This is a genomic window from Nonomuraea sp. LP-02 (assembly GCF_036289125.1).
Lineage (GTDB): Bacteria > Actinomycetota > Actinomycetes > Streptosporangiales > Streptosporangiaceae > Nonomuraea > Nonomuraea bangladeshensis.
This window is the reverse complement of sequence record NZ_JAXCLK010000001.1, coordinates 7,349,591-7,375,349: the sequence shown is the minus strand read 5'-3', so window position 1 is coordinate 7,375,349 and position 25,759 is coordinate 7,349,591. Positions and strand designations below refer to the sequence as shown.

Genomic DNA, 25,759 nt, shown 5'->3' with positions numbered 1-25,759 from the left:
CATGGAGATCTTCGTTCTCGCCTTCTTCGCCCTCGGCTACCTCGTGCTGGGCGGGGCCGACATCGGGGTCGGCATGGCGCTGCCCTACCTGGGGCGCTCCGGCGCCGAGCGGCGCGAGGTGATCGCCGCCATCGCGCCGTTCTTCCTCGGCAACGAGGTGTGGCTGGTGGCGACCGCCGGGGTGCTCGCCGGGCTGTTCCCCGAGCTGGAGGGCGAACTGCTGAGCGGCAACTACACGCTGGTGGTCGGGCTCGTGCTGGCGTGGGTGATCCGCGACATGGGGCTGTGGCTGCGCGGGCGGCTGCCGCGGCCCGGCTGGGAGACGTTCTGGGACGGCGCGACCGTGGCCGGGAGCTGGGGGCTCGCGCTGACCTGGGGGCTGCTGCTCAGCCGCGTGCTGCTCGGGCTGGAGGGGCCGATCGCGATGCTGCCCGCGCTGGTGGTGGCCGCGCTGTTCGGCACGCACGGGCTGACGTTCGCGGCGCTGCGGCTGCGCGGCGGGTTGCGCGAGCGGGCGGGCGTGCTCACGGGCGGCGGCGGGGAGGCGCGGGCGTACGCGCTGACCGCGGCGGCGCTGCTGGCCGTCGGGGTGCTGGCGGGGCTGCGCCTCCCCCTGCATCCGGGCACGTCGGGGCCGGTGCTGGTGCCGGTGGTCCTGGTGCTCATTCCGTTCCTGGTGGCGTCCCAGGGGTGGGTGTGGTGGACCTTCCGGCACCGGGTCACCGGGCCTTCGTACCTCTAGAAGACCGGGACGCCCTCCCTGGTGAGCCTCCAGTTCGGGGCGGCGAAGTCGGCCGGGTCGATGGTGCCCTTGGCGGTGGCGTACTCGATGAGCGCCTGGCGGATCTCCACCTGGGCGTTGTAGAGGACGGGGGCGGTGGTGACGTGCGGGAAGCCGCCGCCGCCCGACTGCCGGTAGTTGTTGATCGCGACCACGAACTCCTTGCCGGCCGGGACGGGCTGCCCGTCGTAGGTCAGGTTCGCGATGCGCTGCCCGACCGGCTTGCTGACGTCGATGTCGTACGAGACGCCGGAGAGCTGGTCGTAGTTGTAGTCGGGGGTGCCGGAGGCGTTGGTCAGCGTGGCCACGTCCACCGGAGCGCCGGGGGCGAGCTGGTTGAAGTACTTCGCCGAGTACTCCAGGTAGTCCTTGATCTGCGCGCCGGTCAGCTTGATCGCCAGCAGCGTGTTGTCGTAGACGTAGAGGCCCGCGACGTCCCTGACCCGGACGTCACCGGCGGGGAAGACCGCCGAGCGGCTGAACGGGGCCGCGATCGACAGCACCGGCAGCGTGTTGTCCGGCAGCGCCTGCTTCACCGTCTCGGTCTGCACCTGCTGGATGTAGTCGAGGATCGGCGTGTCCTTGTACGGCGACTCGGCCGCCGACAGCTCCTGCGCCGACTTGGCAACGACCTTGTTGACATAGCCGACGGTGGTGTCGTGCTGCGGCTTCAGCAGCGAGACGATCTTCGGGTCCTCGGCGACCGTGTTGGTGTTGATCGTGGCCGAGGACTTGCCGGTCACCACCCACTTGCCGCGCTGCTTGCTGAGCTGGAAGTCCAGCCGGGACAGCCGCTGGCCCCACCGGCCCGGCTCGGTGAGCAGCACCTGCTGCCCGGTGACCTTGTTGGTGACGAACTTCTGCGGCACGTCGTTGTGCGCGTGCCCGAACAGCACCGCGTCGATGCCCGGCACCTGCTCGGCGACCAGGGCCGAGGCGTTCTCGACGGGCAGGTCGCCGCCGTAGGAGGACATGCCGTTGTCGCCCGCGTGCGCGGTCACGACGACCACGTCCGCGCCGAGGCCGCGGATGACCGGCACCCACTTCTTCGCCGAGTCGACCAGGTCGGTGAAGCGCAGCTTGCCCTCGACGTTGGCCTTGTCCCAGATGGCCACGCCGGGGTTGGTGAGGCCGAGCACGCCGACCTTGATCGGCTTCTCGCCCTGGACCTTCATGGTCTTGATGACGAACGGCTGGTACGCGGGCAGCCCCGACTTCGCGTGCACGGCGTTCGCGCCGAGCACCGGGGCCTTCATCTGCTTGATCCAGGTGGCCAGCAGCGGCAGACCGTAGTTGAACTCGTGGTTGCCCAGGGTCACGGCGTCGTAGCCGATGGCGTTCATGGCCTTGGCCATCGGGTGCGTCTGGCCGGTCTCGGTGATCGGCTCGATCTTGGCGTAGTAGTAGGCGAGCGGGGTGCCCTGGATCGTGTCGCCGGAGTCGAAGAGCAGCGTGTGGCCCGGCCCGCGCTCGGCCCTGATCGTGTTGACCAGCGTGGAGACCTTGGCCAGGCCGACGCTGTTGCCCGCGCTGTCGGCGTAGGCGGCGTCCTTGAAGTAGTCCCAGTTGAGGGCGTTGCTGTGCAGGTCGGACGTGCCCATGACGGTGACGGTGACCGTCTTCGCGGGCCCGGCCTGAGCGGGCCCGGCCTGAGCGGGCCCGGCGTGGGCGGGGAGCGCCGCCAGGGCCAGCGCGGTCAGCGCGGCGGTCCCGGCGAGGGCGAACTTCTTGGTCTGCATGTGCCTGGAGGGTAACCACGGCAAATTACTCGCCGGTTACGACTCGCCCAACAGCTACCGGGTCAGGAACTCGCGGATCAGCGCGGTGATCTCGGCCGGGCGCTCGTGCAGGACCACGTGGCCGCTGTCGAGCTCGGCGTACTCGCTGCCGGGGATGGCGGCGTGCAGCGCGCGGGCGTGCTCGGCCGGGACGAGGTAGTCGCGGGTGTTGCCGATGACCAGCGTGGGCGCGGTGATCTTGGGGAGCAGGTCGCGGACGTCCACCCTGAGGTCCAGCTCGATCTGGCGGAGCGTGCCGCGCGGCGGCTCTCCCATGAGCGCCGCGACGCCGGCCTCGCGGACGAACTCGGGGCTGAAGCCCACCAGCGGCCCGTACGCGGCGAAGCTCTCGGGGTCGGTGCGGGCGAGCCTGGCCCAGGTGCGCAGGCCGAGTTCGAGCCGGTCGTCGGCGAGGTGCGTCCAGCCCGCGATGAGCACGAGCCGCCGGACCAGCTCGGGCCGCTCGGCGGCGACCGCGGCGGCCACGACCGCCCCCAGCGAGAACCCCACCAGGTCGGACGGGCCCTCGAAGGCCGCGGCGACCTGCCCGGCGAGCAGGTCCAGCGTGAGCTCGCCGCCGGGGTCGGCGGTGGCCCCGCTGCCCGCGTAGTCGGGGGTGATGACGGTGCGCACGTCGCTCAGGCCGGGCACGAGGTGGGCCCAGTTGGTGGCGGCGTCGCCGCCGGTGCCGTGCACCAGGACCAGCCCGGGGCCCTCGCCGGAGCGGCCGTAGTGGACGGGGCCCGCGGGGTGCTGCGCGACAGGCATCGTTCTCCTCGCACTTTCTTTAGTGATCGCTACAGAAAGCACCATAACATAGCGATCGCTATAGAATGACGGCATGGCCAGGCAGCGGACATTCGACCGGGACCTCGCGCTGGAGCAGGCGCTGCGGGCGTTCTGGCGGCGCGGCTACGAGGCGACCTCGATCGCCGAGCTCACCGCCGCGATGGGCATCAAACCGCCCAGCCTGTACGCCGCCTTCGGCGACAAACGCCGCCTGTTCGAGGAGGTCGTCGCCCGCTACCAGCGCACCTACGGCGCCTTCACCACCCGCGCGCTGGCCGAGGAGCCCACCGGACGGCAGGCGATCGAGCGCGTGCTGCGGGAGGCCGCGGCCGAGTACGCCGACGCCGCGCATCCGCCCGGCTGCATGATCGTCTCCTCGGCGGTCAACTGCGGGCCGGAGTCCGCCGAGGTGGAGGAGCTGCTGCGCGACCACAGGAAGGAGGCCACGGCCGCGCTGAAACGGCGCATCGACGACGACCTCGCGGCGGGCCGCATCCCGGCCGGCACCGACACGGCCGGACTGGCCGCCTTCTACGCCTGCGTCATCCAGGGCATGTCGACGCAGTCGCGCGACGGGGCGGGACCCGCCGAGCTCCGGCGGATCGCCGCCCTCGCCATGGCGGCCTATCCCCCTGCTACTGCGACATGACGCCCGCGTCCTCGGGCGCGATCTCCGGCGGTGAGGCCCGCAGCCAGCGGCAGCCGTGCGGCTCCAGCGGCAGCTTCACCCTGGCGTCGGCCGCCACGTCGAGCGTGCCGTCCACCAGCAGGTCCGTGAGCTGCTGACCCTCCAGCCCCGGCAGCTCCAGCTCGGCGTCCACCGCCGTGTCGCACAGGTTGTGCGCCACCACGACCGTGGCGCCGTCGGCGTCGCAGCGGTGCGCGAAGACCGCGTGGTGCCCGGCGTCCAGCACCGTGTACGTCCCCCACGCCAGCTCCGGGCACTCCCGGTAACGCTCGATGAGCAGCTGGAACCAGCGCAGCAGCGAGGCGGTGTCCCGCTTCTGGTCGGCGACGTTGACCCGGTCGGGGGCGAACGAGCCCTCCGGCATCTCGCGCACCGGCTCGGCCTGGCTGAAGCCGCCGTCCCGCGTCCACTGCATCGGGACGCGGACCGCGAGCCGGCCCTCCTCGTCGAGGTTCTCGCCCATGCCGATCTCCTCGCCGTAGAAGATGACGGGGGTGCCGGGCAGGGAGAACAGCAGGCTGTAGGCCATCTTCACGCGGCGCAGGTCACCGCCGAGCATCGTCGGCAGCCGGCGGCGCAGGCCCCGGCCGAAGATCTGCATGTCCTTCTCCGGCCCGAACGCGTCGAAGACCTCCTGCCGCTCCTCGTCGGTCAGCTTGTCGAGGGTGAGCTCGTCGTGGTTGCGGAGGAACATGGCCCACTGGCCGTCCTTCGGCGGCTTGGGACGCTCGCGGAGGGCGTCGGCGAGGGGGCCGGCGTCCTGGCGGGCCAGCGACAGCCACGCCTTCTGCATGCTGATGAAGTCGAAGCACATGGTGACCTGGTCGCCGAGCCCGTCGCCGAAATAACGCACTAATTCCGAGTAGGGGACGTTGACCTCACCGAGCAGGATCGAGCCGCCCTTCCTGCGGGTCATGAACGCCCGCATGTCCTGGAGGAACTCGTGCGGATCGGGCAGCTTCGGGTCGACGTTCTCGATGAGGAACGGGACGGCGTCCACCCGGAAGCCCGACAGGCCGAGCTCCATCCAGAACCCGAGAATGCGCGTGATCTCGTCCCTGACCTCGGGGTGGGCCACGTTGAGGTCGGGCTGGTGCTTGTAGAAGCTGTGCAGGTAGTACTGCTTGGAACGGTTGTCCCACTCCCAAAGGGAGTCCTCCTTGTCGGGGAAGACCACCTTGCTCGGGTCGTCCGGCTCCGGCTTGTCGGACCAGACGTACCAGTCGCGCAGCGGCGAGTTCTTGCTCCTGCGCGACTCCTTGAACCAGGGGTGCTGGTCAGAGGTGTGGTTGACGACGAGGTCGGCGATGACGCGCAGGCCGCGGTCGTGGGCGGTGCGCATGAACTCCACGAAGTCGCCCAACGTGCCGAGGCGGGGGTCGATGCTGTAGAAGTCGGTGATGTCGTACCCGTCGTCCTTGTTGGGGGTCGGGAAGAACGGCATCAGCCAGAGACACGTCACGCCGAGCCCGGCGAGATAGTCGATCTGCTGCGTGAGCCCGCGGAAGTCGCCGACGCCGTCACCGTTGCCGTCCTTGAAGGTCTCCACGTCCAGGCAATAGACGACGGCATTCTTCCACCACACGTCGCTGGTGTACGTCAGTCGCATGACCCCCCGACTACCCCTGCTTTGCCGATTCAGGCGATTCTCGCGGCGACGGCGTCGAGCACCCAGTCGAGCCCCAGGTCGAAGGACGTCCCCGCGTCCGTCTCCGTGCCCTCGTGCACGAACCTGGCCAGCGCCGGATAGCGGCCCGTGTCCAGCATCCGCGTCAGGTAGGGGCCGGAGGCACGCTGCCAGTCGTGCTCGGACAGCCCCGTGGCGCGTTCGGCCCGCAGGTTCGCGATCTCGCTCCTGATCGCGCCGGTGACGTAGGCGTTGACGGTGGCCACGGCGCGGGCCACGGTGTCCACGTCGGCGAGGCCGTCGAACGCCGCCAGCTTGGCCTCGGCGGCGGCGAGGGCGTTGGGGCCGAGGATCGGCCGGCCGCCGAGCAGGTCGGCCAGCCATTCGTGGCGGCGGGCGGCCTGCCTGGTGCGGCGGGCGTGGGCGCGCAGCGTCTCGCGCCAGCCGGTGACCTGGTCACCCGGGGCGGGCAGGATCTCGGCGTACACCGCGTCCAGCATGAGGTCGAACAGCTCTTCCTTGGTGGCGATGTAGCCGTAGAGCCGCATCGGGCCGGCGTCGAGCCGGGCCGCGACCTTGCGCAGCGACACAGCCTCCAGCCCGCCCTCGTCGGCCAGCTCGACGGCGGCGGCGACGATGCGCTCGCGGTCGAGCGGCACGGGCGCGGGCCGGGGCTGCGGCTCTGGCCGGTCCCACACAGTCATGGATACATCGTACGATTGCGATACGGCGTATCTACTCAATACAGTGTATCGACATGAGACAATGTATCGCCGTCGTCGGCGCGGGCCCCGGCGGCCTCGCCTTCGCCCGCGTCCTGCACCGCCACGGCCACCCCGTCACCGTCTACGAACGCGACCCCGGCCCCCACGCCCGGCCCCCGGGCGGCACCCTCGACCTGCACGAGAACATGGGCCAGTGGGCGCTCGACCAGGCCGGGGTGCTCGCCGGATTCCGGGCCCGCGCGCGCCCCGAGGGCCAGGCCATGCGCATCCTGGCCGAGGACGGGACCGTGCTGCGCGACTGGGCGCCCAGGCCCGGCGACCCCCAGCATCCCGAGATCGACCGCGGCGACCTGCGCGACCTGCTGCTCGGGCCGCTCGACGTCCAGTGGGGCCGGACCGTGACCGAGGTCGTGCCGTCCGCCGGTTCCACGGTGCGGGTGCGCACGGCGGACGGCGGCGAGGAGACGTACGACCTGGTGGTCGGCGCGGACGGCGGCTGGTCGCGGGTGCGCCCGGCGCTCTCGCCCGCGACCCCGCGCTACACCGGCGTGCGCTACGCCGAGACGTCGCTGGACGACGTGGACACCCGCCACCCCGACCTCGCGCGCCTGATCGGCGACGGCTCCATGGCCGTGTACGGGGTGAACAAGGCCCTCGTGGCGCAGCGCAACAGCGGCGGCCACGTCAAGGTGTACGCCCAGTTCCGCGCCCCGCTGGAGCGGCGGGCGGAGCCGGAGGACGCGGAGGCCGCGCGGGAGCGGCTGCTCGCCCTGTTCGACGGCTGGGCCGATCCGCTGCTCGACCTGCTCAGGCACGGCGGCACCTTCACGCACCGCGCGCTGCATGTCCTGCCCGTGCCGCACACCTGGGCCCACGTCCCCGGGGTGACGCTGCTCGGCGACGCCGCCCACCTGATGCCGCCGCTCGGGGCCGGCGCGAACCTCGCGCTGCTGGAGGGAGCCGAGCTGGCCGAGGCCGTGGCCACCGCCGCTCCAGGCCGCCTGGACGAGGCCGTCGCCGCCTTCGAGGAGCGGATGCAGACGCGGGCGGCCAGGTGGGCGGCGTTCACCGCGGCCGGGCTCGACCGCATCGTCAGCCCCGACCCGGCCGGCGCGGTCGCCTTCTTCGACGAGCTCCAGAGCCCCGAACAGGTCCGTTAGGGCGGCGTTTGCGGGGGAATGGCGTTCCATCGACGGGCCGCGATCCGCGCCACTAAGGTTCGAACGCGACGACAACCCAGAAAGGCCCCCCATATGAGCGACTACGCGATCACCTTCGATCTCATCGACGTCGACAAGGACGGCCGGATCTCGGCCGAGGAGCTCGTCCGGCTCATGGAGATCATGGGCCAGCCGGTGACGCTGGAGGCGGCGCAGGAGGGCGTGCGCAGGCTCGACAAGGACGGCGACGGGCTCATCGACGTGGAGGAGTTCGGCGCCTTCGTCAGCCGGTGAGCGGTCCGTCGCCGGTATAGCCGGATGTGATAAAACCAAGCACTTGCTACAAAACTCCTGTCGCCTGGGTCACAATGGCGACAGGAGGGACGATGGCCATCAAGAGTGACGTACGCGAAAGCCGGGCGCCCGCGGGCCTCGTGAAGACGCTCAGGTCGGGCATCGGCCGGGTCTCCGAAGAGGTGATCGAGGAGATCCAGAACCGCATCCCCGAGTACGCCAGGCGGGAGGACGAGCTCTACATCAAGGTCCTGCGCACCGCGGTCGAGCAGGCCATCGAGGGCTTTCTCGACCGCGTCGAGAGCCCCGACGCCGCCTGGGACCCCGAGCCGTTCCGCATGGTCGGCAAGGGCGAGGCCGCGGAAGGGCGCAACCTGGAGCCGCTCCAGACCGCGCTCCGGCTCGGGGCACGGGTGGGCTGGCGGCGGCTCACGGAGATCGCCGACCCGCTCGGGCTCTCCCCCCAATGCCTGTACGACCTGGGCGAGACCATCTTCGTCTACCTCGACCAGCTCGCCGACGCCGCGGCCGAGGGGTTCGAGGAGGCCAGGGCGCGGGCCGCCGGCGAGATCGAACGGCGCCGCGCCCGGCTGCTCGACCTGCTGCTCAGCCAGCCGGCCGCGAGCCCCGACGCGATCGCCGACCTGGCCAAGGCGGCCGGGTGGCGGCTGCCGCGCACGGTCGCCTGCGTGGCGCTCGACGACCTGCCCGGCGTTCCGGCACAGGGGCCCGGTCAGGGGCCCGCACAGGGACCCACGCAGGGGCGGCGCGGGGCGGCGTACCGGATGCCGGCCCGGATGCCGGCGTTGCCGCCCGACGTGCTCGCGGGGCTGGAGCGGACCACGCCCTGCCTGCTGGTGCCCGACCCGAGCGGGCCGGGACAGGCGCAGATGCTGGAGCACGGGCTGCGCGGCTACTGGGGCGCGATCGGGCCCGCGGTGCCGCTCGCCGCGGCGGCGACGTCCCTGCGCTGGGCGCGGGAGGCGCTGGAGCTGTCGCGGCGCGGGGTGCTGCCGCGCGGGCTGCCGCGCTGCGAGGAGCACATGGCGACGCTGGTGGTGTTCAAGGACGAGGAGCTGGTCAACGCCCTGGCCGAGGCGCGGCTCGCGCCCCTCGCGCACCTCCGCCCCACCCAGCAGGACCGGCTGGCCGAGACGCTGCTGGCCTGGCTGCGGTACGGGCGCGGGGCCGGCGAGGTCGCCGCCCGCCTGCACGTACACCCCCAGACCGTGCGTTACCGGTTACGCCAGCTCGAAGAGCTGTACGGCGAGCAGCTCGCCGACCCGGACGTCCGGTTCGAGCTGGAGATCGCGCTCCGCGCCCGCCAGGCCGTGAACAGGACGTTCAGAGCGGCCGGCGGAAGAGCCTGAGCCGGTCCTCGCCGATCCGCGCCCGCAGCGCGTGGTCCTCGATCCCCAGGTCCTCCGACGGGGCGAGGGCGAGCACGCCGACCTTGCCGACGTGCTGGTTGAGCTGGACGGCGCGGGCCGCCTCCGCCGCCTCCTCCAGCGGGTAGACGGCCGACAGCGTGGGATGGACCATGCCGAGCGAGATCAGCCGGTTCACCTCGTGGCACTCCTGGTAGTTCGCGCCGTGGGAGCCGATGATGCGCTTGAGCTTCATCCACAGGTGCCTGTTGTCGTACTCGTGGGCGTAGCCGCTGGAGGAACCGCAGGTCACGACCGCGCCGCCGCGCTTGGCGACGTACACCGACGCCCCGAACGTCTCCCTGCCCGAGTGCTCGAAGACGATGGCCGGGTCCTCCCCCACCTGCCGCCTGATCTCCGCGCCGAGCCGCCGCCAGCCCTTCTCGTCCGCCAGGCCGCCGTCGAGCTGCGAACGGTCCACGACGTACGGGCAGCCCATGCGGCGCAGCAGCTCGGCCTTCTCCTGGCTGCCGACGACGCCGACCGGGATGCCGCCGCCGTTCCTGACGAGCTGCACGCCGTACCCGCCGAGGCCGCCCGTCGCCCCCCACAGCAGCACCACGTCGCCCTGCTTCATGCGCGCGCCGCGCTCCCCGACCAGCATCCGGTACGCGGTCGAGGCGCACAACATGTTGCAGGCGGCCTCCTCCCAGCTCAGGTGCCGGGGCTTGGCGAGGAGTTGGGTCGCCTTGACCACGGCGAAGTCGGCGAGGCCGCCGAAGTTCGTCTCGAAGCCCCAGGCGCGCAGGTCGCCCGCCAGCATGCCGTCGTGCTGGACGACCGGGTCCTCGCCGTCCACGTACGCGGGGCTGGTCACCACCCGGTCGCCCACCCGCCAGCGGCGGACCGCGCGGCCGGTCCTGACGATCACGCCGGCCGCGTCCGAGCCGAGCACGTGCACCGGCAGGTCGTGCCGGGCGTCGGTGCGCCCGAACCGCTCCAGGAACGCGAACGTCGGCACCGGCTCGAACATCGCCGACCACACCGTGTTGTAGTTGATCGCGCTCGCCATGACCGCGACCAGCACCTCGTCCTCGGCCAGCTCCGGCATCGGCACCTCGCCGACGTGCAGCGTACGGCGGACGTCCTTGTCCTGGTCGTCCTGGTCGAAGCTGCCGACCTCGTCCTTGCGCAGGTGGGCGGCGCGGTAGGCGGAGGGCACGTCCAGGCGCGCCAGCTCGGCCGGCTCGGCGCCGGCCACCACCGCCTCGGCGAGTGCTGTCGTCTTCACAGGAGTAGTCCCTTCAGGTGCTCGGCGATGACCTCGACGTGGGGCGGGTCGAGCAGGTTGAGGTGGTGCGAACCGGGGATCTCGACGACCTCCAGCCGGGGCGCGTACGGGGCGAAACCGCGCGCCGGGTCGCCGGCGTGGGCGTACCGGGGGTCCTCGACGGTCCAGGGGGCGGGCTCGGTGGAACGGTAGAGGACCGCGCGGCCGTGGTACGGGCCGGCGGGACGGTAGCGCTCGATGGCCCGGGTGTCGTCGTGCGAGGTGAGCTGGTGACGCAGGATCGCGGGCGGCAGGGTGGCGAGCACGCCCGACTCGGCGATCCTGGCCTCGGTGAGCGCGAGCTGGGCCGGCTCGTCCAGCGCCTCCAGCTCCGCGCCGTCCAGGTGGATCGGGGCGCCGTACGTCCTGGTCAGGTAGGCGGCGAAGGCCGCGTAGCGGCGGGCGGCGAGCCGGCGGCGGTCCGGCTCGCGCACCTCGTCGGGGAGGCCGGAGTCGATCATGGCCAGCAGCTCGACGTCGTCCTCGCCGAGCAGCCTCGCGATCTCGAACGCCAGGATCCCGCCGAACGACCACCCGCCCAGCCGGTACGGGGGCTCCGCGGCCCGGCGGACGGCTTCGGCGTAGCGGGCGGCGCGGTCCGGGATGTCCGGCTGGTCCAGACGTTCCAGCCCGAGGACGGGGACGGGGAGGCGGGCGGCGAGGAGGGCGTACACACCGGTGGTGCCGCCCGCCGGGTGCGCCAGGAAGATCGGCGCACCGCCGGAAGCGGCTTGGGTCAGCGGCCGGACGACCCCCCGCCCCGCCTCGGCCTCGTCCACCCGCCTGACGGCCGCGGCCAGGTCGGCCGGGGTGACGACCTCCTGTCCTGACTCCTGGCCCAGGAGGGCGAGGGCCTCGGGCAGGATGCCGGGGGGCAGCGGCTCGGTGACGGAGGGCTCGCGGCCGAGCAGCCCGGCGAGCACGCGGGTGACCTGGCGTTCCGCCGCGTCCCTCGGCAGGACGGGGGCGGGGGCGAGACCCAGGCTCTCGGTGACCGCGCGTGCCAGCGCGCCCAGCGTGCCGCCGTTGAGCAGCGGGGCCGCCGCCACCCGTACGCCGAAGTCGTGCTCGATCATGCCCCGCAACCGGGTGGCGGCCAGCGAGTCGAGACCGAGGTCCGTGAGGACGGCGTCGTCCCCCAGCCGGGACGGCTCCACCCCGAGCACGGCGGCGGCCCGCTCCCTCAGCTTGCGGGAGACCGCCGCCGGCCCCGAGAGGTCCTCAGGGGCCGGGGCCGGAGCCTCGGCGACCTCCGAGAAGTACGGGATGCGCACCAGGGACGGGAAGAGCGCGACCGCCCGCCCGGCATCGAGCTTGACCACCCCCGCCGGAAAATCACGTTGCAGCAGTGCCTCCAGCGCCTCCAGCCCTTCGTCCTCCGTCAGGGGCTCGACGGCCGGGGTGGCGGGCGCGGCGGTCCCCGCCCAGGGACCCCAGTTGACGGCCAGAGCGGGCAGCCCCTCGGCACGGCGGCGCTCGCACAGGGCGTCCAGCCAGGCGTTCGCGGCGGCGTAGGCCGCCTGGCCCGGCGAGCCGAGCAGGGACGCCGCCGACGAGAACGCCACCCACCAGTCGAGATCGAGGTCCTTGGTGGCGTCGTGCAGCCGCTGAGCGCCGATGACCTTGGCGTTCCACACGCGGGCAAGGCCGTCCGGTTCGAGGCCGGCGATCAGGCGGTCGTCGAGCACCCCGGCGGCGTGCACGACGCCGCGCAGCCGCAGCCCGCCCTCGGTGGCGGCGGCCACCAGCCGCTCGGCCGTCCCCGGCGCGGCGAGGTCGCCGGTGACCGTCCTGACGGCCGTTCCGGTGTCCGGGTGGGGGGTGCGGCTGTTCAGTACGACGCGGGTGGCGCCGCGTTCGAGCAGCAGGCGGGCGGTGAGGCGGCCGAGGTGGCCGTGACCCCCGGTGATGACGTACGCCCCGGGTCCCGCCACGGGGCCGGGACGGCGGAGGGGCGGCGGGAGGGTGACCCGCCGGAGGCGGGCGGCGTAGCGGGCGCCGGCGCGCCAGGCCACCTCGTCGTCCTCGGCGTCGCAGGACAGCTCCCGGGCCAGCGCGTCGAGGTCGTCGTGGTCGACGAGGCGGGCGCGGGTCTCGGGGTGTTCCAGGGCGAGGACCCGTACCAGGGCGCGGAGGGCGGCGGGCCCGGGGTCGGCGAGGTCGCCGTCGCGTACGGGCTGGGCCCGCTCGGTCGCGATCACGATCCGCGCGCCTCGCCGAGCCAGTTCGGCCACCCGGAGCATGACCCGCTGCACCCCCGCCACCCCGAGCCCCGGCGGCACCAGAACCAGCACCCCGTCACCCGGCTGTACCTCCTCGCCCGAAGGGGCGGGCAGGAGGGTGCGGAGGCGGGCGGCCCGCGCGTCCCCCTCGTCGGCCAGGATGAGCCAGGCGCGGGGCGGGCCCGTCTCCGGCGGTGGCGGCACGTTCACCCACGCTCGCGTGAGGAGCTTGGCGTCCAGCGTGACGGGGACGGGCCCCGGGGGCAGGTCGGTGGTCTCGGTCCGTGAAACACCGAGGATGGCGCTCCCGTGGACGGTCCACCGGCCTGCGGCGTTCTTCGCCGAGAGCTCGACGCGCCCGTCCGCGAGGGTGAGCGTCACCTGGGCGGGAAGCGGGAGATGGGAGTGCAGGGTCACCTGCCGAAGCCGCATCTCCCCGGAAGCCTCCGCGACGGCCGCGCGGGCGAGCCGGGCCAGCACGGCGGGCGTGAGCACCGGATGGCCGTCGCGGTGCCATTCCTCCGGCGGCAGCCGCCAGGGAGCCTCGGAGAGGTCGTCGAGCGTGGTGGTCCACGAGTGGCAGGACGGCGTCTCGACGTGCGCGCCGAGCAGCGGATGCCCTGTCGGCGGCCGTTTCGGCTCGGCCCAGTGCCGTACGTGCTCCCAAGGCGAGTGCGGCACGTCGGCGAGCCGTCCCCGCGTCCGGGGCGGCACGGCCACGGCGACGGCGGCGAGCTGGTCGTGGAAGGGCCCTTCGGTGACGCGGGCGGTCGCGGGCAGGGTGTCGCGAAGCGCCCCGGACAGCAGCGGGCGGGGCCCCAGCTCGGTGAAGAGGGTGTGCCCGTCCTCGGCCGCCGCCCGTACGGCCTGCATGAGCCGTACGGGACGGCGCAGCCCGGCCGCCCAGTACGCGCCCTCGAACGCCGGCGCCTCGCGCGGATCCTCGAAGACCGGCGAATAGTACGGGATATCAGGCTTGCCCCCCGCGATCCCGCGTAGTTCCTCGCGCAGCAGCGGCACCAGCGACCGTACCTGCGGCGAGTGCCCCGCCCCTTCGGCCGTCAGCGTCCGCGCGAACAGCCCCCGCGCCGCCACCGAGGCCGCGAACTCCGCCACCCGCTCCGGCTCCCCCGTCACCACGGTCTGGCACGGCGAGGCGTACACGGCGACGTGCAGGTCGTCCGGCACCTCCTCGGCCCCGGTCTCGACGACCGCCATGGCCCCGCCGCCGCCCAGCCCGCCGAGCAGCCGGGCCCGCGCGCAGATCACCAGTACGCCGTCCTCGACGCCCAGCCCGCCCGCCACCACCGCGGCGGCCACCTCGCCCATCGAATGCCCGATCACGGCGGCGGGCTCGAAGCCGTAGGCCCGCCAGGTCTCGGCCAGCGCGAGCTGCGCGGCGAAGATGATCGGCTGGAGCACGGCCACGCCGGCCGCGCCGGGGTCGTGGACGTCGATGCCGGCCTCGTCGCGCAGCATGGGGGCCAGCAGGTCGAGGGTGCGGCGGTAGGCGGGCTCGGCGGCGTAGAGCTCCAGGGACGGCCGGTGCGGGCTGTAGCCGCTGAACACCCAGACGGGCCCCTCCGCGGTGGTGACGGGCCCGGCCGGCCGGACCTCGCGCAGCTTGGCGGCCAGCTCCCCGGCGTCGCCCGCCACGACGGCCGCGGCCATCCGCCCGCGTCCGGCCCGCCTGGCGAGGGTGTGAGCCACGTCCGCCAGGTCGGCGGAGGGCTGCCAGGAGGCGAGGACGCGGGCGTGGCGCTCGACCCGGCGGGGGGTCGCGTCCGTGAGCAGGAAGACGTGCTTGGCGCGGGCGGCCGGGGTTCCGAGGTGAGGAGCGGGGAAGGCGTCCAGGGCGACGTGGGCGTTCGTGCCGCCGAAGCCGAACGCCGACACCCCCGCCCTCGCCGGGTCACCACCCTCGCCGCGCGGCCACGGCGTGGGCTCGGTGACGACGCGCAGCCGCTCCCACGGGATGTGCGGGTTCGGCTCGCGGAAGTGCAGGCTGGGCGGGATCACCCCGTGGTGCAGGGCGAGTACGGCCTTGATGAGCCCGGCGACGCCCGCCGCCGCCTCCAGGTGCCCCAGGTTGGTCTTGACCGAGCCCAGCAGGACCGGCGTCGGGACGGCGGCGGCGATGGCCCTGGCCTCGATCGGGTCGCCGAGCAGGGTCCCGGTGCCGTGCGCCTCGATGTAGTCCGGCCCGCGGCCGAGCCGGGCGTACACCTGCCGCAGCAGCGACTCCTGTGCCTCCGGGTTGGGGGCGACCAGGCCGTTGGAACGGCCGTCCTGCCCGACGGCGCTCTCCCTGATCACCGCGAGCACCCGGTCGCCGTCCCGTACGGCGTCCGCGAGCCGCTTGAGCACCACGACGCCGCAGCCCTCGGCCCGCACCATCCCGTCCGCCGCGGCGTCGAACGCCTTGCAGCGCCCGTCGGCCGCGGTGCCGCCGCCCCGGTCGAAGGCCACGGTGATCAGCGGCGACAGGAGGAGGTTCACCCCGGCGGCGAGCGCCAGGTCGCACTCGCCGGCGCGCAGGCCGGTGACGGCCAGGTGGGTGGCGACGAGGGAGGAGGAGCAGGCGGTGTCCACGGCCAGGGAGGGGCCGCGCAGGTCCAGCAGGTACGACACCCGGTTGGCGGCGATGCTGAGCGCGGCCCCGGTGGCGGTCCAGGCGTCCACGGCGGCGAGGTCGGCGCCGGTCAGGTGGGCGTACTCGGTGCCGGAGAGCCCCGCGTACACGCCGGTGCGGCTGCCGGAGAGCGTGCGCGGGGCGTGACCGGCGTGCTCCAGCGCCTCCCAGGCGGTCTCCAGGAGCAGCCGCTGCTGCGGATCCATGGCGGCGGCCTCGCCGGGCGAGATGCCGAAGAACTCGGCGTCGAACCCGGCCACGTCGGCGAGGAACCCGCCGTGCCGGGTGACGCCGGCCAGCGCCTCGCTCGTGCGCGCGGAGCCGTCGTCGAACGCCTCCCAGCGCCCCTCCGGCACCTCGCCGACCGCGTCCCGGCCGTCGACGAGCAGCTTCCAGTACGCCTCGGGGCCGTGCGCGCCGGGGAAGCGGCAGCCGACGCCGATCACCGCGACCGGCTCCCCCGCCGTACCTCCGACTTCAGGGCTCTCCTGTGGGGCGGACAGCGCGCGGGCGAGCCGGTCGATCGTCGGGTGTTCCCACACGATCGTCGGGCTCAGCTCGCGGCCCAGCAGCTCGCCCAGCTCGCCCGCCACCGCGACGGCCTCGCGCGAGGACAGCCCGTGCTCCTCCAGCGGCCGGCCGGGATCCACCTGCCCGCCGAGCCGTTCGATGAGGAAGGTCCGGATCTCGCTCTCATCGGGTACGTCCACGAAACACTCCCGCGTGCGCCGGGGCCGGGGTGATCGGCCACCCTACTGAGGAGCGCCGGACGGGCGGCACGACCGTACGGAACATTCCTCGGTCGTGTTTTGTCACGCCGGTGACAACTCGGGCAGATTTGTCCGACGGGCCACAACGGACGGCCGATTTCGTTGCGCCACCTCATAGCCCCGAGCTCACAGACACCCCTACCCTCGCCTGCACCCCGAGCGAAGGAGGGCTCCCATGCGTGCCCTGGCGGCACTGGCGGCGGCGACGGCGCTGCTGCTCTCCTGCGCGGCCCCCGCCTCCGCCGACCCCGACTGGTCGTTCGCCCAGGAGAGCGAGCCACCGCGCGCCGAACCCACCGCCGGCGGGTACGCCCCCGGCCGGCGGGCGCTGCCCGGCCCCGCCCGCGTGGTCGCCGAGCGCCGGATCGACGCGCGCACCCTGGACCTGCTCGTCTCCTCGCCGGCCGTCGGGAAGCTCACGCCGGTCCGCCTGCTCCTGCCCCGAGGCTGGTCGCGGACGGCCGGGCGGACCTGGCCGGTGCTCTACCTGCTGCACGGCGGCGCCGACGACTACACCTCGTGGACCCGGATGACGGACGTGGCCACGTACACCGCCAACCTGGACGCCATCGTCGTCATGCCGGAGGCGGGCCGGGCGGGCAACTACTCCGACTGGTACAACGCCGGCCGGGGCGGGCCGCCGAAGTGGGCGACGTTCCACACCTCGGAGGTGCGGCGGCTGCTGGAGTCCGGCTACCGGGCCAGTACGCGGCGCGCCGTCGCCGGGCTGTCGATGGGCGCGTACGGCGCGATCAAGTACGCCGCCGCCAACCCCGGCATGTTCCGCTTCGCGGGCGCGTACAGCGGGATCATGGCCACCCGGCTGCCGGGTATCCCCGCGGTCATCATGAACGCGCAGGCCAGCGAGAAGCAGGATCCGCTCGCGCTGTGGGGCGACCCGAAGCGCGACGCGAAGGTGTGGGCCGCCAACGACCCCCTGGCGCTCGCCGCCGGCCTCCGCGGCACGTCGCTCTACATCTCCAGCGGCAGCACGTCACTGAACGGCCCGCTGGACCTGCCCGGCGCCGCCTGGAACCCGGCCCACCTGGGCGAGCCGATCTCCGCCTACACCGCGCGGGCGCTGAGCGAGCGGCTGAAGAAACTCGGCATCCGGCACACGCTGCACCTGTACGGGGACGGCACGCACACCTGGCCGTACTGGACGCGTGAGTTCAAGAGGTCATACCCGATGATCGTGCGCGCTCTGGGGCTGCGGCGGGGATGACGCGGCGGGCCACCGGCCCGCCGTGTCCTCCGCCTACGGAACGTCGAACGTCTTGCGTCCGCCCGCCCCGATCACCTCGATCCCCTTGGCGCCGAGGATGCCGTCGAGCGGCAGCGACACCGAGTAGGGCGCGGTCGCGGGCAGCCCGATGCCGCGCAGCCGGCCGACGACCTCGATGCCCCAGTAGTCGGGCTGCCGGACGTACACGAGCGGCGACAGCTCGACGTGCATGGTCAGGTACGGCTTGGTGCCGTTGACGACCAGGATGAACGTGTTCGGCACGATCCCCGGCACCACCCGCGCCTCTTCGAAGTCGATCAGCCGCACGGACTGCGGCGCGGGCAGTTCGGCGAAGTCCTCCGTCATGGCGGAGCCCCCTTGCGTGAGATGGTCAACCCCCGTCGGTTACCGAAACTCTCACGCCGGCCCCGTCCGGGCAACGACTGTCGCGGGCGAGGCGGCTCAGGCGACGTGCAGGTAGACCTGACCGAACACCTCGGACAGCCGCTTCAGGTCGGTGGCGAGGTCGATCTCGGGGTGGGCCGGGTCGTAGAAGGTGGCCAGGCGGGCGCGGAGCGAGCCGAGCTTCCCGAGCTGCTCCCACGCCGGGGTCGCGGCCCACTTGTCGCCGTAGACGCGGACCGTCTGGTTCTCGGGGTTCACCCAGCGGGTCCACAGGGTGACGGTCTCGGCGGCGTCCTCCTGGAGCGGCGCGGCGACGCGCTCGGTGAGGGCCTGGGTGACCTGCTCGGCGGTGAGCGCGGAGGTGATGGTGGCGTCCTCGACGGCGATCTGGGCGTAGGCGTCCCAGGCCCGGCCGCGGATCTGGATGGACTGGTTGCGCTGGGCCTCGGCGGCGTCGATCTTCCAGGTGGCGTACCCGCTCGCGAGGAGCACGTTGTCCAGGGCGAGCTGGTCGGCGTAGCCCTTGGTCAGCCAGGCGCCGACCCGGTCGGGGTCGAGCAGCGGGTACTTCTTGCTCATCTCGGCCTTGCAGGCGTCGTTCGCGCCGCAGCCGAGCACCGGCGCCACCGTGTGCACCGACAGCTTGCGGCCCGGCACGGCGGCGCGCAGCGCGCTGGCGGCCGTGGCGACGAACTTGTCGATCTCGTCGGCGCTGTCGAACGTCGTGTTGAAGCCGAGCTGCGAGGTGAAGCGGATGCCGACGACGCCGGGCTGCGTGGCGGCCAGCGCGGCGACCTTCTTGACGGCCTCGTCCAGCTTGCCGGCCTGGTAGTCGTCGGCCAGCTCGGTCTCGATCCAGAGGCGCAGGCCGGTCGGCGTGGCGGCGGTCGCGGCCTGACCGGCGGCGGTCTGCTTGGCGGCGGCCTTGTCGGCGGCGCTGATCTGGCTGCCGTCGGTGTAGCACTGCTCGCCGTTCTGGCACTCGGGCGTGCCGCCGTCCTCGGCGCCCTCGACGTCCGGGTCGCCCGCGTCGTGGGCCTCGCCGTCGCCTTCGGAGTCCACGGCGCACGCGTTGGCGGGGTCGGTGCAGTCGACGCGGATGGTGCCCTGCGGGCCGGAGTCGATCATGTTCTGGCCGTCGTTGCCCAGCCAGAACTTCGCGATGTCGGCGGCCTCCTCGGGAGTGGCCATCCAGGTGCAGACGACGTACGCGGGGGTGTCCGCGGCCAGCAGGTCGTTGCAGCTGCGCGGATCGTCGGCCGACCAGGCCGGGAGGCCGATCCCGAGGAACGACAAGGTGATTCCGAGGACGAGGAGCTGCCGCAGCCGCTTTCGCATGGCACCTGACTTCCTGGGGGTGATCGTGGCCATATGCACCATATCCGGATGATCAATAACGTTCAATGACATCGGCCGCCGTCCGTACTCCGTTCTCGACCGCCAGTCGCCTGCCGAGTCGGGCGGCCCGTTCGCGGTGCCGGGGGACGGCCAGCAGCCGCTCGGCCAGCTCCCGCCGGTCGAGCCGGCGGATCGGCAGCGGCGGCGGGCCGGCGCCGAGCGCCGCGACCCGGCGTCCCCAGAAGGGCTGGTCGGAGAAGAACGGGCAGACGACGCTCGGCACCCCGGCCGTGAGCGCCGTCCCGGTGGTCCCGGCCCCGCCGTGGTGCACGACCGCCGCCATGCGCGGGAACACCAGGTCGTGCGCCACCTCCCCCACCGGCAGCAGGTCGTCGCCCGCCGCCACCGGCAGCCCCTGGACGACGCCGCGCAGCCCGGCCAGCCGCAGCCCGGCGACGACCTCCCCGGCCACCCGCTCAGGGCACGGCATGCTCCCGAACCCCACGAACACCGGCGGCGGACCGGCCGCGAGGAAGTCCTCCAGATCCGCCGGGCCGCCCGCGCCGGGGAGCCGCCAGTAGCCGGTCAGGTGCACGTACCCGGGCCAGTCGCGGGGGCGCGGCACCACCAGCGGGCTGACCCCGCACAGCACCGGCACCCGCTCCCTCCGGTCGGCGGCGAACGGGCTCCCCCGCAGCGGCCCCAGCCCCAGCACCTCGGCGCGCAGCCGGTTCACCAGACGGGCCAGCACCAGCAGTCCGGCCCGCTCCACGAGCGCGTACGAGGCCCGGTTCCCGAGCCGCCCCAGAGTGGCGAGCGGCACCAGCGGATTGGGGAACTCGCCGGTCGGCTCGCTCGGCTGGAACTGCAGGATCCGGTACGGCATCCCGTGCCGCTCGCTCAGATGCCGGCCGAACGCGCCGAGCGCGGGGGCGAGCACCAGGTCAGCGCCCGCGCAGGCGGCGTCCACCTCGGCGACAAGCCTGGCGGCCAGCGGCTCGACGACCGTTCTCAGCCCGCGGACGAAGCCGAGGGGCCCGCTGTCCAGCCACGCCCGCCCCTCCTCGCCGTCCAGGACGGTCGCGGGATCCACGCTCAGCGGGACGAACCGCACGTCGGGAGCCGCCAGGGCGGCGTAGCGGGCGGGCGCGGCGAGCACGACCTCGTGCCCGCGCCCGGCCAGCTCCAGCGCCAGCGCGGCGCACGGCTGCGTGTCCCCGCGCGACCCCAGCGCCAGCACCGCGACCCTCATCGCTTGAGCGTCCTCAGGGCGATCAGCGCGCCCGCCAGCACCAGCCCGGCCGCCGCGAGCAGCCCGGTGGCGTACCCGGTGGCGAAGCTGGGGGCGGCCTGCACGACCGCCCCGACGGCGGCGATCCCGAACAGCCCGGACACCTCCCTGCTGACCGAGAAGACCCCGCCCGCCACCCCGGCCCGGTCCTGCGGCACCGCGCCCAGCACGGCCGATCCCAGCGGCATCGTGAGCGCTGAGCCGATCCCGATCGCGCACACGGCGGGCAGCAGCCGCCCCCACCCGTCGCCCGCCTCCAGCGTCGCCGCGACCGCCATCCCGCCCGCGACCAGCGTCAGCCCGGCCGCCAAGGTACGCCCCGCGCCCACCCGCCGTTCCAGGAGCGGCGCGAGCGGCGTGACGAGCACCACGAGCAGCGCCAGCGGCACGAACGCGAGCCCCGACCCGGTGGGCGTGAACCCGAGCACCCCTTGCAGGAAGATCGCCGTGTAGAAGAACACGCCGTTCACGCCGAGCCCCCAGAGCACCTGCGCCGCCACCCCGCCCGCGAACGCCCGCACCGCGAACAGCCGCAGGTCCACCATCGGATCGGCGGCCCGCCGCTCGGCCACCGCGAACGCCGCCCCGCCGCCCGCGCAGAGCGCCAGCGCGGCGACGACCGCCGGCGAGCCGTAGCCGTGCTCCCCGCCGTGGATCAGGGCGAACGTCCCCGACGCCAGGAACACCGCCGAGGCCAGCACGCCGGGCACGTCCAGCGCCCGCCGTACCGGCCGCGACGCGGGCACGGCCAGGGCGGCGAGCGCCACGACCGCCGCGCCCAGCGGCACGTTGACGAGGAACACCCAGCTCCAGTGGGCGTGCTGGCTCAGGTACCCGCCGACCACCGGCCCGAGCGCGAGCGCGGCCGCCCCGGACGCCATCCAGACCGCCACGCCCGTCGAGCGCCGCCGCTCGTCGAGCACCGCGAGCACGGCGAGCGTCGCGGGCAGCACCAGCGCCGCGCCCGCCCCCTGGACGAGCCGGGCGGCCACCAGCGGCCCGACCGCCCCGGCCAGCCCGGCCGCGAACGAGGCCGCGGTGAACAGCGTCAGCCCGGTCAGCAGCGTCGCGCGGTGCCCCCAGACGTCGGCCAGCCGCCCGCCCGCCGGCATGAGGCCGGCGAACGTCAGCAGGTAGCCGGTGGCCACCCATTCCAGGGCGGCGAGGCCCGCGCCGAGGTCGCGCTGGATGCTGGGGAGCGCGACGGTGACCACGGTGTTGTCCAGGGTGGTGAGGAACCCGGCGAGGGCGACGGCGGTCAGCAGCCACCGGCCGGTCGCCGGGCGGGTCGTGGTGAGGCCGGTCACCGGTCCACCTCCACCCAGGTCCAGCCGGTCCCATCGGGGGTGGCCCGCACCACGCGGTCCCGTTCGCGGCCGATGCGCTCCCACCGGGGCCCGCCCTCGGCCCTGGGCCGGCCGCGCTCTCCGGTGCACGGCTGCTCGCGAACTGCCGGGGTTCCCGGAGCCGCGGCGGGCTCGCGGAGCTCCACGCGCCGGTGCAGCGCGCGCAGCGGCCGGGGCAGCCACCAGTTGGCCCCGCCCATGAGCCGCATCGTCGCGGGCACCAGCAGCGCCCGCACCAGGGTCGCGTCCACCACGATGGCCACGAACAACCCCACCCCCAGCAGCTTCACGATGGTGATCCCGGCGGTCGAGAACGCCCCGATCACCACCAGCAGCAGCAGCGCCGCACTGGTGATCACGCCGCCGGTCTGCCGCAGCCCGGCGGCCACGGCGGCGGTGTTGTCCCCGGTGCGCAGCCATTCGGCCCGCACCCGCGACAGCAGGAACAGCTCGTAGTCCATCGACAGCCCGAACACCACGGCGAGGATCAGCACGGTCACGGTCGCCTCGACCGTCCCGGTGGAGGTGAAGCCCAGCACGGACGCGAGGTGCCCGTCCTGGAACGCCCACACGATCACTCCGAGCGAGGCCCCGATGGACAGCACGTTCATCAGCAGCGCCTTGACCGGCAGCACCACGGACCCGAACGCGGCGAACAGCAGCACCGCGGTCACCGACCCCACCACCAGGGCCATCCACGGCAGCCGGGCGGCGAGGCTGTCCATGAGGTCCATCTGCGCGGCCGTGGGCCCGCCGACGACGACGCGCCGCACGTTCGGCTCCGGCGGCGACCCAGGTGGCGACCCAGGTGGCGACAACGTCCTGATGGCGGTGACGAGACGCTGCGCCTCCGCCGACATGGGGTCCACGTCGTAGCGGACGGCGAGCCGGACGGCGCCGTTGTCCTGGGACAGCCCGGCGACGTCCACGCCGGTGACGTGGGGCAGCCGGCGCAGCCGCGCGGCGAGCGGGTCGGCGTCGTCCGGCGTGACGGGGGTGACGGCGCTGATCGCCGCGTGCCCCTGGCCGAGCGGCCCCGGGCGGGCGGGCGCCTCGGCGAAGGACCGCTCGACCAGCACGTGTACGTCCACCGCGGCCATCGAGTTGCGCCCGAAGTCCCGGTCGACGATCTCGGCCACCCGGCGGCTCTCGGAGTCCGCGGGCAGCACGCGGTGGTCCACGTTGCCGAACGTGACGTGCAGGAACGGCGCGGCCAGCGCCACCAGCACGGCGGCCACGGCGACGAAGTAGAGCACGGGCCGGCGCATGACGCTGGAGGCGACCGCGTGCCACATGCCGCCGCTGTGCCCACCGTTCCCGAGGTCGGGGGTGAGCCTGAGCGCGTTCACCCGCCGCCCGAGCACGCCGAGCGCGGCCGGCAGCACGACGAGCGCCGCGCCCATCGCGACCAGCACCACGGCCGCCGCGCCGAGCCCGATCGAGCGCAGGAACATCTGCGGGAACACCAGCAGCCCGAGCAGCGCCGTCGCCACGGTCAGCCCGGAGAAGGCGACGGTACGCCCGGCGGTGGCCATGGTCCGCACCACGGCCTGCTCGCTCGTCGCCCCCGCCGCGATCTCCTCGCGGAACGCCTTGAGCACGAACAACGAGTAGTCCACGGCGAGCCCGAGCCCGAGCATGGTGACGACGTTGAGCGAGAAGACCGAGACCTCGGTGACCTCGGTGAGCAGCCGCAGCAGCACCAGCGCGCCGAGCACCGCGAACGCCCCCACGAGCAGCGGCAGCCCGGCCGCCACCAGGCTGCCGAACACCACGACCAGCAGCACCAGCAGCACCGGCATGGAGATGGCCTCGGCGCGGGCGAGGTCGGCGGCGGTCTGGTCGTTGAGCTCCTTCAGCAGCGGCACCGGCCCGCCGATCGAGACCTGGAGGTTCGTGGCCCGCCGCAGCCGCTCCGCGACGGCCGCGTAGCCGGCCTGCTTGTCGCCCTTGAGCGTGACCAGCGCGTACGTGGACCGCCCGTCCTTCGACACCATCAGCTTCGACCCGGTCGTCCAGTACGTCGCGAGCGCCCCCACGTGCTCGGCCGGCAGCGCCCGCAGCGCGTCGTGCACCGCCTTCTTGTAGCGGGGGTCGCGGGCCTTGACGGACGGGTGGTGGTAGAGGACGACGACGTCGGGGGCGTGCTCGCCGTACCAGTCGTCGCTCCAGCGGGCGGCGGTGGTGGAGTCGGCGCGCGGGTCCTCGAAGCCGCCGTCGGCCATCCGCCCGAACAGCTCCATGCCGAGCGGCGCGACGAGGAGCGCCGCCGCCAGGCTCAGCACCAGCAGCGTCCACCTGCCGCGGTAGACCAGGTGGCCCGCGCGCTCAAACAAGGGCGCCCTCCAGGTACGCCCGCAGGCAGGCGCGCCGGGCGAGCTTGCCGCTGGAGGTGCGGGGCACGGCCCCGGCCTCGGTCAGCACGAAGTCGTGCACCGCGAGGTCGTGCCCGGCCCGTACGGCGGCCCGCACCGCCCGCGCCACCTCCGCCGCGTCGGCCCCCTGCCCGCGCCGGGACCGCTCGGCCACCACGACCAGCCGCTCGGTGTCCTCGCCCGGCACCGCGAAGGCCGCCACCCGGTCGCGCCGCACCGCCGCGTGCGCCTCCTGGACCGTGGCCTCGATGTCCTGCGGGTAGTGGTTGCGTCCGTCCACGATGACGAGGTCCTTGATGCGGCCGGTGACGTAGAGCCGGCCGTCGTGCCACACGCCGAGGTCGCCGGTGCGCAGCCAGCCGTCGGCGCCGAAGACCTCGGCGGTGCGGGCCGGGTCGCGCCAGTAGGCGCGGGCCACGTTCGGCCCGCGCACCCAGATCTCGCCGACGTGGCCGTCCGGCTGGTCGCCGGCGTCGCCGACGATCCTGACCCGCTGCCCGTGCGGCCGGCCGCAGGAGACGAGGTGACTGGCCGGGCCTTCGGTCCAGGGGACCGCGCGGCCTTCGCGCAGGGCGTCGCGGGAGAAGGCGGTCACGACGGGCCGCTCGTCGCGGCCGGTGGCGGCGACGAACACGGTGGCCTCGGCCAGCCCGTACGCGGGCGTGTGCGCCTCGGGCCGCAGCCCGCACCCGGCGAAGGCGGCGTCGAAGGCGGCGAACGCGCCCGGCCGGACCGGCTCGGCCCCGTTGAGCATGACCCGGACCCCGGACAGGTCGAGCCCTTCCTTGTCCTCGGGGCGGACGCGGGCGGCGGTGTACTCGTAGGCGAAGTTGGGCGCGCCGGTGTAGGCGTCGGCCTCCTCCGACAGCAGCCGCAGCCACCGTACCGGGCTCATGACGAACGCCACCGGGTCCATGAACACCGCCCGGTTCGCCCCCATGATCGGCATGGCGACGGTGGCGACCAGCCCCATGTCGTGGAAGAGCGGCAGCCAGAGCACCGCCGCCGAGACGCGGGGCCGGGCGCGGAAGACCTCCCAGAGCTGGGCCGCGTTGGCGGTGAGGTTGCCGTGCGTGATCTCGACCCCGGCGGGGGCGCGGGTGGAGCCGGAGGTGTACTGCAGGTAGGCGAGGTCGCCCGCGGCGATCGGCTCACGCTCCCACTCGTCGGCGAGCAGGTCGGAGACGGCGTCCACGGCGACGACGGGAGGCCCGGCCTCCCCCAGGAAGGCGTCCACACCGGGCCGCGCGGCCGTCGTGGTGAGCACGACGGCGGGCCCGGCGTCGGCGAACGCCCGCTCCAACCGCTCACCGTGCCCGGGCAGCCCGGGGGCGAACAGCGGGACCGCGACCAGCCGGGCGTACATCGTGCCGAGCACGGCGACCACGTAGTCCAGCCCGGACGGCGCGAGCACGGCCGCCCGGTCGCCGGGCCGGGCCAGCTCGCGCAGCCGTACCGCGAGCGCCCTGGCCTTGAGGTCGGCCTGCGCCCACGTGTACGTCCGCCGGGAGCCGTCCCCGAGGTGGTCCACGAACGTGTACGCCGGCGCGTCCGGGACCTCGCGCGCCCACCGCGCCACCCGTGTGATCAACATCTCGTCCGGCATGCCCGCGTCC

Annotated in this window: 18 protein-coding genes; 6 read left to right on the top strand and 12 right to left on the bottom strand. The window is 73.9% G+C overall.

Going from position 1 to position 25,759, the window contains the following annotated elements; translation table 11 throughout:
• The first annotated feature begins 1 nt into the window (after position 1).
• Positions 2–742: a cytochrome d ubiquinol oxidase subunit II gene (locus SMD20_RS34660; RefSeq protein WP_329589402.1), complete on the top strand. Its 741-nt coding sequence runs from the start codon at positions 2–4 to the stop codon at positions 740–742.
• On the opposite strand, the gene SMD20_RS34655 is transcribed toward SMD20_RS34660, so the two are convergent.
• The gene (locus SMD20_RS34655; protein ID WP_329589400.1) at positions 739–2,520 is read right to left on the bottom strand and encodes a bifunctional metallophosphatase/5'-nucleotidase; all 1,782 of its coding nucleotides are present in this window, start codon (positions 2,518–2,520) and stop codon (positions 739–741) included. The two genes, SMD20_RS34660 and SMD20_RS34655, sit on opposite strands and share 4 nt — an antisense overlap.
• Positions 2,521–2,574: 54 nt before the next feature.
• Positions 2,575–3,327 (bottom strand): alpha/beta fold hydrolase, encoded by a 753-nt coding sequence (locus SMD20_RS34650; RefSeq protein ID WP_329589398.1) that lies wholly within the window; start codon positions 3,325–3,327, stop codon positions 2,575–2,577.
• Between the two features lie 73 nt (positions 3,328–3,400).
• On the opposite strand from SMD20_RS34650, the gene SMD20_RS34645 reads away from it, so the two are divergent.
• A complete protein-coding gene (locus SMD20_RS34645; protein WP_329589395.1) occupies positions 3,401–3,997 on the top strand; it encodes a TetR/AcrR family transcriptional regulator in 597 nt (198 codons plus the stop codon).
• Here the strand turns inward: SMD20_RS34645 and SMD20_RS34640 are convergent.
• Positions 3,984–5,645, bottom strand: a complete 1,662-nt coding sequence (locus tag SMD20_RS34640) for an alpha-amylase family protein (protein ID WP_329589394.1) — start codon at positions 5,643–5,645, stop codon at positions 3,984–3,986. The two genes, SMD20_RS34645 and SMD20_RS34640, sit on opposite strands and share 14 nt — an antisense overlap.
• Positions 5,646–5,674: 29 nt before the next feature.
• Positions 5,675–6,367 carry a TetR/AcrR family transcriptional regulator gene (locus tag SMD20_RS34635; protein WP_329589392.1) on the bottom strand — a complete coding sequence of 231 codons (693 nt, stop codon included), beginning with the start codon at positions 6,365–6,367 and terminating at the stop codon, positions 5,675–5,677.
• Between the two features lie 53 nt (positions 6,368–6,420).
• On the opposite strand from SMD20_RS34635, the gene SMD20_RS34630 reads away from it, so the two are divergent.
• The 3 genes from SMD20_RS34630 to SMD20_RS34620 all read left to right on the top strand — a co-directional run bounded on the left by SMD20_RS34630 (position 6,421) and on the right by SMD20_RS34620 (position 9,212).
• The gene (locus SMD20_RS34630) at positions 6,421–7,548 is read left to right on the top strand and encodes an FAD-dependent oxidoreductase (RefSeq protein ID WP_329589391.1); all 1,128 of its coding nucleotides are present in this window, start codon (positions 6,421–6,423) and stop codon (positions 7,546–7,548) included.
• 93 nt (positions 7,549–7,641) lie between these two features.
• On the top strand, positions 7,642–7,842 hold the full coding sequence (locus tag SMD20_RS34625; protein ID WP_091092764.1) for an EF-hand domain-containing protein: 201 nt from the start codon (positions 7,642–7,644) through the stop codon (positions 7,840–7,842).
• A 92-nt stretch (positions 7,843–7,934) separates the two neighbouring features.
• A complete protein-coding gene (locus SMD20_RS34620; RefSeq protein WP_329589386.1) occupies positions 7,935–9,212 on the top strand; it encodes a PucR family transcriptional regulator in 1,278 nt (425 codons plus the stop codon).
• On the opposite strand, the gene ccrA is transcribed toward SMD20_RS34620, so the two are convergent.
• Both ccrA and SMD20_RS34610 read right to left on the bottom strand, forming a co-directional pair.
• Positions 9,187–10,500: a crotonyl-CoA carboxylase/reductase gene (gene ccrA / locus SMD20_RS34615; protein WP_329589384.1), complete on the bottom strand. Its 1,314-nt coding sequence runs from the start codon at positions 10,498–10,500 to the stop codon at positions 9,187–9,189. The genes SMD20_RS34620 and ccrA overlap by 26 nt on opposite strands.
• On the bottom strand, positions 10,497–16,103 hold the full coding sequence (locus SMD20_RS34610; RefSeq protein ID WP_329589381.1) for a polyketide synthase: 5,607 nt from the start codon (positions 16,101–16,103) through the stop codon (positions 10,497–10,499). Before SMD20_RS34610 ends, ccrA begins: the two co-directional genes overlap by 4 nt.
• Before the next feature lie 235 nt (positions 16,104–16,338).
• Here SMD20_RS34610 and SMD20_RS34605 point away from each other — a divergent pair, with 235 nt between their 5' ends.
• On the top strand, positions 16,339–17,388 hold the full coding sequence (locus SMD20_RS34605) for an alpha/beta hydrolase (protein ID WP_329589380.1): 1,050 nt from the start codon (positions 16,339–16,341) through the stop codon (positions 17,386–17,388).
• Between the two features lie 33 nt (positions 17,389–17,421).
• On the opposite strand, the gene SMD20_RS34600 is transcribed toward SMD20_RS34605, so the two are convergent.
• The 6 genes from SMD20_RS34600 to SMD20_RS34575 form a co-directional block, all read right to left on the bottom strand.
• On the bottom strand, positions 17,422–17,754 hold the full coding sequence (locus tag SMD20_RS34600) for a hypothetical protein (RefSeq protein WP_329589378.1): 333 nt from the start codon (positions 17,752–17,754) through the stop codon (positions 17,422–17,424).
• Positions 17,755–17,850: 96 nt separating this feature from the next.
• The gene (locus tag SMD20_RS34595; RefSeq protein ID WP_329589376.1) at positions 17,851–19,131 is read right to left on the bottom strand and encodes a hypothetical protein; all 1,281 of its coding nucleotides are present in this window, start codon (positions 19,129–19,131) and stop codon (positions 17,851–17,853) included.
• Between the two features lie 52 nt (positions 19,132–19,183).
• The gene (locus SMD20_RS34590) at positions 19,184–20,383 is read right to left on the bottom strand and encodes a glycosyltransferase (RefSeq protein ID WP_329589374.1); all 1,200 of its coding nucleotides are present in this window, start codon (positions 20,381–20,383) and stop codon (positions 19,184–19,186) included.
• Positions 20,380–21,729 carry an MFS transporter gene (locus SMD20_RS34585; RefSeq protein ID WP_329589372.1) on the bottom strand — a complete coding sequence of 450 codons (1,350 nt, stop codon included), beginning with the start codon at positions 21,727–21,729 and terminating at the stop codon, positions 20,380–20,382. Before SMD20_RS34585 ends, SMD20_RS34590 begins: the two co-directional genes overlap by 4 nt.
• The gene (locus tag SMD20_RS34580) at positions 21,726–24,104 is read right to left on the bottom strand and encodes an MMPL family transporter (protein ID WP_329589371.1); all 2,379 of its coding nucleotides are present in this window, start codon (positions 24,102–24,104) and stop codon (positions 21,726–21,728) included. The genes SMD20_RS34585 and SMD20_RS34580 overlap by 4 nt, the downstream gene beginning before the upstream one ends.
• On the bottom strand, positions 24,097–25,749 hold the full coding sequence (locus tag SMD20_RS34575; RefSeq protein ID WP_329589369.1) for a fatty acyl-AMP ligase: 1,653 nt from the start codon (positions 25,747–25,749) through the stop codon (positions 24,097–24,099). The genes SMD20_RS34580 and SMD20_RS34575 overlap by 8 nt, the downstream gene beginning before the upstream one ends.
• Between the last annotated feature and the right edge of the window lie 10 nt (positions 25,750–25,759).